The organism is Labilibaculum manganireducens (assembly GCF_963665805.2).
Classification (GTDB): domain Bacteria; phylum Bacteroidota; class Bacteroidia; order Bacteroidales; family Marinifilaceae; genus Labilibaculum; species Labilibaculum manganireducens.
The window spans coordinates 4,154,925-4,167,064 of record NZ_CAXXEE010000003.1; the positions used below are offsets into that span (position 1 = coordinate 4,154,925).

The window sequence follows — 12,140 nt, forward strand, 5'->3', positions numbered from 1 at the left end:
GTTGTAAAAGCATTTCGATCTTAAAAAAAAAGAATACTTTTGACTCCGAAATAGAGAGAATCACTATCTTGTTTTCTCTTTAATAAAAAAAAATATAAAATATGAACCCTGTTACAAACAAAGGTCGATACAAATCGGACCCGCAGGTATTCAGACGATGGAGCCGAAAAGGCTATGCTGCTTTTGCCAGCATGAACAAGGAAATTACAATTTCCTGTATCAACACCAGTTATAATTTACTGGTTCCATCAACTGAGTGCGGCTTTTCCGGATTTTGCTATGTACCATTAAACAGCAGGGATAAGAATGAGACTGATGAATTGGAAGCCTTGTGCTTCGAACTCATGCAAGTTATGCTGCTGCAAAACCAAAATGCAGCCAAAACCAGTCAGACTGAACCTCATCAACAAACGAATAAGGTTCTTTCTACTATTTCTTATTCCAGCAATTTTAGAAACTAAAAAAGAACCTAAGTTATGAGTGATATCAGAAACAACTGGACCTACGAAGAGGTTAAAGAAATTTACGACCTGCCATTACTGGATTTGGTGAACAAAGCAGCCAACCTTCACCGAAAGTACCACGATTCTACAAAAATGAACATGAACACCTTAATTTCGGTTCGTACCGGAGCATGTTCGCAAGATTGCAGATATTGTGCCCAGTCGGCCCGTTACAACACACATGTAAAACCTGTAAAATTAAGCTTGGAACAGGTTCTGGAAGAAGCCAAAATTGCCAAAGAAAACGGTGTAAAACGTGTTTGTTTGAGTTCTGCCGGCAGAGATGGAAACCGGGATGACCGTTTCGACGAAATGGCTGAGATGATTACCGAAGTGAAAAAGCTTGGACTTGAGGTTTGTTGTACCATGGGAATGATCAACAAAGAAAAAGCTGCAAAATTAGCTGATTTGGGAATTACTGCCGTAAATCACAACATCGATACTTCGGAGCGTCACTATCCAAACATTACCACAACCAGAACCTACGGTGAAAGACTCGAAACTCTTGCCAATTTGCAGGAAGCGGGTATCTCTTACTGTTCCGGCGGCATTTTGGGGATGGGCGAAACCGACGAAGATAGAATTGAAATGCTTCGCACGCTATCCAATCAGGAAAAACATCCTTACAACGTGCCGTTGAATTCACTGGTGCCGGTTGAGGGAACTCCCTTTTTCGGAAAAGAAACCATCGGTATTTTTGAAATGGTGCGTGCCGTTGCAACTGCCCGTATTCTAATGCCAAAAGCAGTAATCGCTTTTGCTGCCGGCCGGACACATTACAGTCAGGAAGGACAAGCGCTTTGTTTTCTTGCCGGAGCAAACTCCATCTTTTTCGGAGATAAACTGCTTACCGTAAAAAACATGACCGTTAACGAAGATCAGCATTTGCTGGATACCATTGGAATGATACCAACCCGTTATCAGGAGCTGACTACTTTGGAGGGATAGAAACATACCAATACATTATAATTTAGAAGGGATATGCTTTTTGCATGTCCCTTTTTTTTTTTCATTCTAAATTTTCTCTTAAAATTGCTCCATACTTTAACATATGTTTTATACATTTAATCGCCAAAATGAAATAAAACAATGAATCTGATTATTAAATCAATCAAAAAAAATCAGCAAAAATGACGAATACAACAGCCCCAAAAACGATTAAAGAATTGGTTCTTGAAATTCCTGAAGACAAAATTGTTTTGCCAACAATTCCTGCCGCAGTTTGTATTGGCGAGGCTGGAAAACTTCATCAATATGCAATGGAAGATAAAGAAGACCTTTTGACAAAAGGATTAAGCGAAGATTTAATTAATGATCTTACACCAAGAGCTAAATTTCTGCAAGACAAACAATCGGAATGGACTGCGGTTTATCAAAAGGCTTTAACCAACACTAAGGAATGGAGTGTGAAAATAAATGAAGCCAGCCAGCTGCAACAAGAATTAAAACACGATTTTCAGTTTGCCTTCAGAAACCATCCTGAAATTTTAAAGACGCTAAAAAATATACTCGGTGGCAATGGCAATATGGATTTGATTCAGGACATGAGCGACTACCCTGCTTTTGCAAAACAATATCCTGATCCATTGAAAGCCATTAATTTTAACACCGCTAAAATTGACCGTGCCAGTCAACTTTCTCAGGAACTTCTCTATTTGCTAAATAAAGTAGATGGTGTGAAAAACAGTAAAAACAGACCAGAAAAACAGTTGCGCGACAGAGCCTATACCTACCTTAAACAATTGGTCGACGAAATTCGCACCTATGGAAAATATACCTACTGGAACGATGAAGAAAAACTAAAGAGGTATTCGAGCGAATATCAAAGAAAATTTTACAAAAAATATACGCAGGAAAAAGCGACAAAAAACAAGCTAAAAGCCCACAATAGTTGACTTGTTTTACAATAGGATAATCAATCTGCCAATAGCACTCACTATTTTCCAATATGATTATACATTATGGCAATAGGAATCAATTTACTACAATAGGAATAGTAATTGTTCCAATAGGCTCATAAAATTAACAATAGACATATCAAAATATCCAATAGTAATTGCAATTGCGACCATTGGGCTTTGTGGAAAGCCCAATGGGTAATAAAAAAACTTATTACCGGTCTAAAAAACCGATCAAAGGAAAAATAGTTTGAAAAATAATTAAGCTCAATAGTAAGAAAGCAATAATTAAAACATGACATTTCTTTTCCAATTGTTTTTTCGTAAGTTCACCCCCTGTATTAACCGACCCTAAACCACAAATGAATACAAAAAGCAAGACCATCTCCCTTTGGGAATCCCTTATTCCTATTTTTCTGCTAATTATTCTGCTAAGTGTAAATGCAATTGTTTTTGGAGATGGAGCCATTGAAGGAGCCAATCAGTTTTCACTTTTAATTGCTGCGGCTATAGGTGGATTAATTGCTCTCCGACATGGAAAAAACTGGGATGATCTTCAGAAAGGGATTGTGGAAAGCATTGGTACTGCAATGCCATCGATGTTGATATTGCTGTTAATTGGGTCTTTAGCGGGAACATGGATGATAAGCGGTGTGGTGCCTGCAATGATTTACTACGGTTTGGAATTCTTAAATCCGAAGTTGTTTTTAATGCTCTCGGTAGTGATTTGTGCCATCGTTTCTGTCGTAACCGGAAGTTCATGGTCCACCATTGCAACCATTGGAGTTGCACTTTTGGGAGTTGGTAATGCAATGGAATACAATAACGCCATTGTAGCCGGAGCAATTATATCGGGAGCGTACTTTGGTGATAAAATTTCGCCTTTATCGGATACAACCAATCTGGCTTCGGCAATGGCTGAAGTTGATTTGTTTGTGCACATCCGTTACATGATGTATACAACGGTACCTTCCATCATTATTACTCTTTTGATTTTTCTGGCCATTGGTTTTAATAAAGAAGGAGAAATTAATCCGGAAAGCATTCGTGAAGTTCAAACAGCTATAAAAGCAACCTTTACAATTACTCCCTGGCTGTTTTTGGTTCCTATATTGCTTTTTGTGATTATCAGCAAAAAAGTGCCCGCCCTGCCTGCAATTTTTGCCGGCACATTAATAGGAGGCGTATTTGCCATTATTTTTCAGCCGCAAATTATTCAGCAAATTTCGGGAAGCAGTTCTTATATACAAGCTTGTTATCATACGGTAATGCAATCCATCTTTACGGATATTAGTATTCCTGTTCAAAATAAAAATATTCAGGACTTATTATCGACTGGTGGAATGGCGGGTATGCTCAATACCATTTGGCTGATTTTAACAGCAATGGTATTTAGCGGTGTTCTGGAAACAACAGGCATATTGCACAAAATCACCGAAACCATGCTGAAAGCGGTTAGTTCCACCGGATCGTTGGTAACAACTACAGTGGCCAGTTGTGGATTTTTGAACCTTACTGCTTCGGATCAATATATTTCTATTGTAGTTACAGGAAGAATGTTTTCGGAATCGTACAAAGATCAGCATTTAAAACCTGAAGTTTTGAGCCGAACCCTTGAAGATGCAGGAACAGTTACCTCTGTGTTAGTTCCATGGAATACCTGCGGAGCTGCGCAGGCTGGTGCATTAGGTGTAGCTACTGTTGCTTTTGCCCCTTTTTGTTTTTTCAACATCATTAGTCCTGTAATGACCATAGCTGTTGCTTACCTAAATATTAAGATTAGAAAAACAACTGATCCTGCTGTAAAATCAGCATAAGTGCAGATTTATTAACCTCTTTAAAAACTTGTGAAATTCTTAACCTAAAAAGTTTCTTTTCTTTTTTAAAAGTATGACAATACTCATTACTGATGCTTTGTGTTTTCTTTAAATTTGCAAAGAAAGAAAATAATAAATAACCCTTAAAACCACATCATTATGCCCAAAGGTATATACAACGTTCCTGCCGTAACTAACGAGCCAATTTTATCTTACGCTCCCGGATCTCCTGAAAGAGCTGAATTACAAGCTGCAATTAAAAAAATGCGTTCCGAAGTGATCGATGTGCCAATGTATATTGGTGGCGAAGAAGTGCGTACAGGCAATTTATTTGCAATGACTCCTCCTCACGATCATCAGCATGTGTTGGGGCATTATCACCAAGGTGAGAAAAAACATATCCAGATGGCTATTGATGCTGCTTTAGCTGCAAAACCAGCTTGGGAAGCTATGGCCTGGGAGCATCGCGCTTCTATTTTCCTGAAAGCGGCTGAGTTAATTTCGGGTCCTTACCGTCAGAAATTAAACGCTGCTACCATGTTGGGACAATCGAAAAATGCATTCCAGGCTGAGATTGATTCTGCTTGTGAAATTGCTGATTTCCTTCGTTTCAATGTTCAGTATATGACTGATATTTACAAACAACAACCTATATCTTCAAAAGGAATTTGGAATCGCGTTGAGCAACGTCCGCTTGAAGGATTTGTATTTGCTTTGACTCCTTTCAACTTTACAGCTATTGCCGGTAACCTGCCAACAGCTCCTGCTATGATGGGTAACTGTATTGTTTGGAAACCATCTAAAACTGCTGTTTATTCAGCTCAGGTTTTAATGGAAATCTTTATGAAAGCCGGTGTTCCTGCCGGGGTTATCAACTTGGTATATGTATCAGGTCCTGCTGCTTCTGAAGTTCTATTCAGTTCTCCTGATTTTGCAGGTATTCACTTTACAGGATCGACTGGAGTATTCCAGGACATTTGGAAAAATATTGGTGAAAACATCCATAAATTCAAATCGTATCCACGTATCGTAGGTGAAACCGGTGGTAAAGATTATATTTTCATGCACCCGACTGCTCCTGCTAAAGAAGTAGCGACTGCAATTACCCGTGGAGCATTCGAATATCAAGGACAAAAATGTTCTGCTGCATCCCGTGCTTACATTCCTGCCAGCAAGTATGATGCAGTTATGGCATTTGTAAAAGAAGATTTGAAAAAAATTAAAATGGGTGGAACTGAAGACTTCACCAATTTTGTGAATGCTGTAATTGACGAAGCTTCTTTCAACAAATTATCTTCAGCTATCGACGCTGCGAAAGCTTCTCCTGATGCAGAAATTGTTGCAGGTGGTACTTACGACAAGTCGGTAGGTTATTTTATTGCTCCAACTATTATCAGAGCTTTAAAACACGATTATATAACTATGGAAGAAGAGCTGTTTGGCCCTATCCTTACCATTTTTGTATACGAAGATGACAAGGTAGATGAGACTTTGGATATTTTGGATAAAGGTTCAATGTATGCCCTTACCGGTGCTATCTTTGCTGATTGTCGTTACGCTATTGAAAAATTGGTGAAACGTTTGACTCACACAGCAGGTAACTTCTATATTAACGATAAACCAACAGGTGCTGTTGTGGGACAACAGCCATTTGGCGGTGGAAGAGGATCCGGAACCAACGATAAAGCGGGTTCTATGATCAACCTATTGCGCTGGGTTTCTCCACGTACAATTAAAGAAACTTTTGTTTCAGCTACAGATTATATGTATCCTAACTTTTTAGAGGATTAATCTTATAAAGATGAGATATCAGATGTGAGATTTGAGAATAAGAAAATCAATCTTTTGATATCAAAATATAACAAAATAGAATAAAACGACCGGGGTTCTCTTCGGTCGTTTTCCTTTTACTTAGCTTTCAACAAATCAAACTTCTTACTCTTTTACATTTCACCCCTCCTACTTTCAAACTTTCACTTATTCTTTGTAATTTAGCAAGCAAATAGAAACAAAATGAATCAGAAAAAAGCACAAATTATAATTCTCAGAATTGTACGTAACAAATACGTAATCACTTTTCTGATATTTTATTTTTGGCTTTTCTTTTTCGACCAACACTCTGTTTGGGAACGAAAAGGAAATGAAGATACTATTGAATCTCTTGAAAAAGAAAAGGCTTACTTTATTGAGAAAATTGAAACTGACAAGAATCGGATTCACGAACTGAAAACCAATCGGAAAAATCTTGAAAAATTTGCCCGCGAACAATATTTAATGAAGAAAAAAGGCGAAGATATATTTATAATGATAGAAGAATAAAGACGTTGCCTGCAACGTCTTTTCTATTATTCATGGTTTTTTTCGTATTCTCTGTAAATCTCCAGCAACTCTTTAGCAGAATAAATCCCTTTGGTTTCGATACCAAGATCAATTAGTAACTGTTTGGCACAAACAACAATGCTCTCCTCATCAATAAATTGTTCGTGAACATTATTCAGGTATTTTAGTACTTTAAAAGCATTAAAAGCCCCAAAGAATTTCTTTCGAAATGATTCAACACTGGAACAGTTTCGGTTAATTTCATCCAAACTTTCAAAGAAATTATCCTCTTTTAAATAGGAACGTACGGAACCGGGAAGATCAACAATCAATTTATTTAAATAGGTATCGTAATCAACACCAAAAAAATCATCAGCACGATCGAAGAACTTTTTCACATCCTTAAAAGCAGAGTAGTTGTAGGTTTTGTAATCGATAATTCCCTCTTCCATAAAGGTGGAAATTGCTTTACCTGTTCCAAATGGAACCCGATCTGACTCTCTTGGTGAAGGAATTACTCTGGTGGTTTTAATCTCATAGAACTTACCCAAAGCAATAATTTTCTGTAAAAAATAAAAATCTTCACCTGCTTGCCGGCGATTCATTCCGCCTTGCATGATATAAGCTTTCGCTGTAACAGCAAAACTGGAACCTACCGTATGAAAGGCGTGCGGATGACCGGCATACCGCATGGCCAACATGTAATACCGCAGGTAAAGTTCGTACTGAGCAATGGCATCGTAAATTGGCTGATCGAATTCTGTTCCCTCCAAAGGATGCTCGTAAAATATATTAGCTCCATTCGCCTTTGGATGCCTTTTGAACATCTTCTCAATCTCAACAAAATAGTTGGCATCACATCCCGAATCGGCATCAAAACCAGTAATAATTCCATTTGGTTTGTCAATTTTATTGAAACGGCTTACCGCCTCATCCATGGCAATTTTTCGTGCCAAACCAACTCCTGCAAATTTCTTAGGCAAATTTGGCTGATGAATTAAATAGAATTTCAACTTCTCATCCTGATGATCAGCCATCCAGTTCGCTGCATCAGCAATGGTTTTCTCATTTTGTGCAAGTATTTCCTTACCGGCCAACTCTCCTGAATTCACCATTACGATTACCTCCGCATTGCAATCCGGACGTTCGCAATTCCACAAAGCTTCTAAACCTGAAATCAAATCAGGCTCATTAAAGCACGGAATAGTAACAATGATATTTAGTTGTTCCGAAGCTATATCTTTAATATAATCAGGATACAGACGTTGTTTTTTCAGATATTTATCAGCAAAAGCCATTATTTTTTTGTTTTGATGTGAGAAAAGAGATTTGAGAAATGAGAGATTGCTAAACATTTTTATCCTTACTTAAGAGGAAAAGTAGATTCGAGCTTATTAATTGCGCCTGTAATCTAACTTCTCACATCTGATATCTCAAATCTGTTGCAAACGCAAAGATATAAAAAAGGGCAGATAGCTTGTGTAGCTGGTCTGCCCTTAAAATATTTTGTTGTTGAAATTTACTTAGCTGCAGGTGTGTATCTGCTGTTTAAACCAGTAATTATTTCCGCTGTAATATCTAATCCATCCTGAGAAAGAAGAACATTTCCTCCTTTTGTTGTACTTAAAATTAAGCTGTAATTATGAGCAGCATTGTATTCTTTCAAATAGTTGGTAACACTATCGAATAATCTTTTGCTGTTTGCCTGTTGTTCACCCATCAATTGGTTTGAAAGCTCACGATCCAATTGTTGTAAATTCTGTTGTTTTCCAATCAATACACGCTGAGCTTCTTCAGCTCTCTCGCGACTTAAGAATCCTCCGTTTTGAACTTTACGCTGAAATTCACCTGCTTCTTTCTCTAACTTCTGAGCCTTGAAGTTGAAATCAGTTCTTGAATCTTCCTGCTTTTTAAGAAATTTTTCATTCAAATCACGGGAAAAATTATAATTAGTTAACAATGAATCGGTGTTAATATAAACAACTGCACCTTCACCTGCCACCGACTTCACCTTTTTAGAATCTGCTGACGAATTAGAAAAATGAAGTACATAAAGAATACCAACTGCTACAATTAGTACCGCATTTAAAACAATAGATAAATTTTTCATAGGTATTTTAAGATTTAATTATTCAAGACTATTTCCCGGTCAATTGAAACACAACAGCCATTGCCGGTAATATTTATTTTTTTGATTTTGCCTAACAAATATAAGCTTAAAATGGAGACTAAAAAATACTGTAACATCAAAATTCACATTAGGGAATCCTTGACAGACTTAAAATCCGGAAATAATAATTGCTGATAAACATCATTCTTTTATTTTGGAATACTATTTACATTGACCCCATAAATAAACCCGAATAAACAATTTAAAAACCTATCCCAATGTTTAATAAATTAATAGCAGCTACCCTGCCATATATGCCTAAAAAGCTGGTTTGGATCTTTTCTAAAAGATACATTGCCGGCGAAACCATCGAAGAAGCCATTAATGCTTCAAAAGAACTGAATAAAGAAGGTATTAAAGTTACTGTAGACCTTTTGGGTGAATTTATAGAAGATTTAAGTCAGGCAACTGAAAACACAGAGGCTTACATTAATATTATTGAGGCTTTTCAGGAAAATAAAATTGATGGCAACTATTCGGTGAAGCCTACCTTTTTTGGTTTGCTGATTGATGAAGAGGTTTGCTATCAAAACATCCGAACTGTTGTGGCAAAAGCTGCAGAATATGGCAACTTTGTTCGTGTAGATATGGAAGATTCTCTTTGTGTGGACAGAGAAATTAAACTTTTCAGAAGATTAAAAGCAGAATTCCCGAACAATGTTGGTTTAGTAGTTCAAGCTTATCTAAAAAGAACTTTAGATGATTTAAGTAATATGATGGACATGCAAAACGGCAGTTCGAAATTGAATTATCGTCTTTGCAAAGGAATTTATGTGGAGCCGGCAGAAATAGCCTACAAAAAGTATGAAAAGGTAAATGAAAACTTTATTAAGGGATTGGAATTCATGTTCCAAAACGATGTTTATCCTGGAATTGCTACTCACGATAAAAATGTAGTTGAACCGGCTTTTGAATTAATAAAAAAATACAATGTTCCTAAGGACAAATATGAATTCCAAATGCTTTATGGGGTTACTCCTGAACTTAGAAAAATGATTACAGACAAAGGTCACACCATGAGGGTTTACGTTCCATTCGGAAAAGATTGGTTTGGATATTCTACCAGAAGATTGAAGGAAAATCCTAAAATGGCTATGCTAATTATAAAAGCTTTATTTAACAGAGGGTAGTAACACTCTGAGTTTTGGCAATGAAAAAGCGGTGAAATATCACCGCTTTTTTTATTCCTTTTTCTTTACACCATACTTATACATTTGCTTTAAGGTCGTTATCTCCTTATCTGTAATCAAGTTATCTGGAATCTTCAATTCTCTTTTTCTCTTCATCCGCTGCACCTCAGGCAAAGTTCTTGCGACACTAACACCAACCATCATATCCGGAGGCACCATCACATGGTGCTCATTCATAATAACATGATGTTTTACCAACATGTCTGTATTCGCCTTTGCATCCATCTTTTCGGGCGCCTTGGTAAGAGCTTCGTAAGTGGCCGAATTGATATTGTTTTTAGCCCGAACATATTCCGGAGTATTTACCTTTGCATTGATGAATGCTTCTCTAAAATCACCAAATCGCGGCAAAATAAGAACTTCCTGCAAAGCTATTGTATCCTTTGCCATAAACACGCCAAACAAGTAAGCATTCTGTTTTAAGCTGTCGCTCACAATAATCTTTACATCATGATACCCTACATAGGTATATTGAATGGTATCGCCGGAGTTCACCCAAAACGAAAACCTTCCAAAAGAATTGGTAGTTCCCGCTCTTTTATCATTTACCCGAAAATGAGAATAAGGCAGAGGGGCTAATTCTTCCTGATCCATTACAGCACCGGTAAAAAAGATTGAATCAGTTCTTATTTTCTGAGCACTTACATCTTCTATTATAAGCAGAAGCAGAAACAGAAGCACAACAAGCCAACTAACTAAGTTTTTTTTCATATCTCAAAATTTTTCTCTCTATAAGTCTCCTATTATCAGATCCTCTAATTTTCGTTTTGGAACATGATGAACCTGATTTTCGTCCCGCCAATATTTTATATCTTCATTCTTCATCTCATCAATCACAATCACCTCCTTAGGCTTCCCTAAAGCTACTACTTGTATAATTTTGTAATTCGAAGGAATTTGCAACACTTCCCGTAATTCCTTTTCTTTAAAAGCACGAATAATACAACCGCCAAACCCCATCTCTACAGCTCCAAGCAGTAAGTTCTGAACAGCAATTCCATCATCGCTAAAATAATTCTTTCCTAACTCTTCATCGTTCAGCATGATTACATAAGCTGCTGGCCTCTCTCCTTCAACAGGTCCAGCCCAATCTGACAGGTAACCAGCCCATGCTAAAGTCTCAAATACTTCTTTTCGTTTCTTCTCACTTAAAACGATTTGATATTTAAGCGTTTGTCCATTCCGACCGGATGCACCCATCCTTGCCAGATCAATCCAATGCCGAATATTTTCTAAAGATATTTTCTCTTCCTCATAAAATCTTCGGTAGCTTCTGTTACGTAAAATAAGTTCTTTTAACATTTGATAATTGTAACTATGATTCAATTAAGTTTTATTACTCAATTAATAACTTCCATTCTCCTTAAATTAAGGGATTTTTCCTTATCAATCAAGGAAAACAAAAATCATTTTAGGATTTAAACAATTCATTAAAACTACATAATTTTTGGAACAAAATTAATTTTGAAGGCAACCACCTACCAATAAAAAGAAAGAAAATTTCTCTTGAAGATACTTGTTGGAAGCATTGCCGACATAGACATTCAACAAAAAGGTCAAATTACTGCAATATAAAAGCGGTGACAACTACTCAGTATATCACCGCTTTATTTATTATTCACTTTTTTTTACAATTCATCATATCGTTTTTCAATCACTTTCCAATTTACCAAATTCCAAAAGTTCTCAATGTATTTCGGACGTGCATTTTGTGTGTCCAAATAATAAGCATGTTCCCAAACATCCATTGTTAATATCGGGGTCATTCCATCGGTAATAGGGTTGCCTGCATTGTTTTTCTTCATAATTCTAAGCTTATTATGAGAATCGGCAACCAACCAAACCCAACCCGATCCAAACAAAGTTGCTCCGGCATTCGAAAATTCTTCTTTAAATGCAGCAAACGATCCAAATGTCTCTGCAATCGCACTAGCAAGTGCACCTTTAGGTTCTCCTCCTCCTTTTGGACTTAAGGCCATAAAGTAAAAGGTGTGGTTGTAAACCTGAGCTCCATTATTGAAAATTCCACCTTCGGAATGCCGGACAATTTCTTCCAAACCAGCTTTTTCAAAAGCAGTTCCTTTAATTAAATTGTTCAAATTGGTAACATAGGCCTGATGATGCTTTCCGTAATGAAACTCTAATGTTTTTTGACTAATTGAAGGTTCAAGCTCATTTAAAGCATAAGGCAATTCGGGTAGTTCGTGTATCATAATTTCGTTTTTTTGATTTACTATACAATT

At 36.9% G+C, this 12,140-nt stretch carries 12 protein-coding genes; 7 read left to right on the top strand and 5 right to left on the bottom strand.

Translation table 11 applies throughout. The features are described from left to right. Positions 1-101: 101 nt before the first annotated feature. From ACHZAX_RS16025 to ACHZAX_RS16050, 6 genes are all read left to right on the top strand, one after another. Positions 102-461 (top strand): hypothetical protein, encoded by a 360-nt coding sequence (locus ACHZAX_RS16025; RefSeq protein WP_101308267.1) that lies wholly within the window; start codon positions 102-104, stop codon positions 459-461. Between the two features lie 15 nt (positions 462-476). Continuing rightward, the gene (gene bioB, locus ACHZAX_RS16030) at positions 477-1,451 is read left to right on the top strand and encodes a biotin synthase BioB (RefSeq protein WP_320019831.1); all 975 of its coding nucleotides are present in this window, start codon (positions 477-479) and stop codon (positions 1,449-1,451) included. Between the two features lie 182 nt (positions 1,452-1,633). Then, a complete protein-coding gene (locus tag ACHZAX_RS16035) occupies positions 1,634-2,398 on the top strand; it encodes a hypothetical protein (RefSeq protein ID WP_320019832.1) in 765 nt (254 codons plus the stop codon). Positions 2,399-2,763: 365 nt separating this feature from the next. Beyond that, a complete protein-coding gene (gene nhaC / locus ACHZAX_RS16040) occupies positions 2,764-4,218 on the top strand; it encodes a Na+/H+ antiporter NhaC (protein ID WP_320019833.1) in 1,455 nt (484 codons plus the stop codon). Positions 4,219-4,377: 159 nt separating this feature from the next. Continuing rightward, positions 4,378-6,009, top strand: a complete 1,632-nt coding sequence (pruA, locus tag ACHZAX_RS16045) for an L-glutamate gamma-semialdehyde dehydrogenase (RefSeq protein ID WP_320019834.1) — start codon at positions 4,378-4,380, stop codon at positions 6,007-6,009. A gap of 222 nt (positions 6,010-6,231) precedes the next feature. After that, positions 6,232-6,537, top strand: a complete 306-nt coding sequence (locus ACHZAX_RS16050; RefSeq protein ID WP_101308262.1) for an FtsB family cell division protein — start codon at positions 6,232-6,234, stop codon at positions 6,535-6,537. Between the two features lie 26 nt (positions 6,538-6,563). Here ACHZAX_RS16050 and ACHZAX_RS16055 read toward each other — a convergent pair whose 3' ends face one another. Beyond that, entirely contained in the window at positions 6,564-7,835 is a 1,272-nt protein-coding gene (locus ACHZAX_RS16055) for a glycosyltransferase family 2 protein (protein ID WP_320019835.1), read from the bottom strand. 221 nt (positions 7,836-8,056) lie between these two features. Further along, positions 8,057-8,647 carry an OmpH/Skp family outer membrane protein gene (locus tag ACHZAX_RS16060; protein WP_124992356.1) on the bottom strand — a complete coding sequence of 197 codons (591 nt, stop codon included), beginning with the start codon at positions 8,645-8,647 and terminating at the stop codon, positions 8,057-8,059. Positions 8,648-8,925: 278 nt separating this feature from the next. Here ACHZAX_RS16060 and ACHZAX_RS16065 point away from each other — a divergent pair, with 278 nt between their 5' ends. Further along, the gene (locus tag ACHZAX_RS16065) at positions 8,926-9,837 is read left to right on the top strand and encodes a proline dehydrogenase family protein (RefSeq protein ID WP_320019836.1); all 912 of its coding nucleotides are present in this window, start codon (positions 8,926-8,928) and stop codon (positions 9,835-9,837) included. Positions 9,838-9,888: 51 nt separating this feature from the next. Here the strand turns inward: ACHZAX_RS16065 and ACHZAX_RS16070 are convergent, their stop codons facing one another. The 3 genes from ACHZAX_RS16070 to ACHZAX_RS16080 form a co-directional block, all read right to left on the bottom strand. Further along, positions 9,889-10,608 (bottom strand): peptidase associated/transthyretin-like domain-containing protein, encoded by a 720-nt coding sequence (locus ACHZAX_RS16070; RefSeq protein WP_320019837.1) that lies wholly within the window; start codon positions 10,606-10,608, stop codon positions 9,889-9,891. Between the two features lie 18 nt (positions 10,609-10,626). After that, complete coding sequence (locus ACHZAX_RS16075) at positions 10,627-11,199, bottom strand: nitroreductase family protein (protein WP_101308257.1); 573 nt, start codon at positions 11,197-11,199, stop codon at positions 10,627-10,629. A 326-nt stretch (positions 11,200-11,525) separates the two neighbouring features. Next, positions 11,526-12,110, bottom strand: coding sequence for a superoxide dismutase (locus ACHZAX_RS16080; RefSeq protein ID WP_101308256.1), 585 nt, complete (start codon positions 12,108-12,110; stop codon positions 11,526-11,528). Positions 12,111-12,140: the final 30 nt, after the last annotated feature.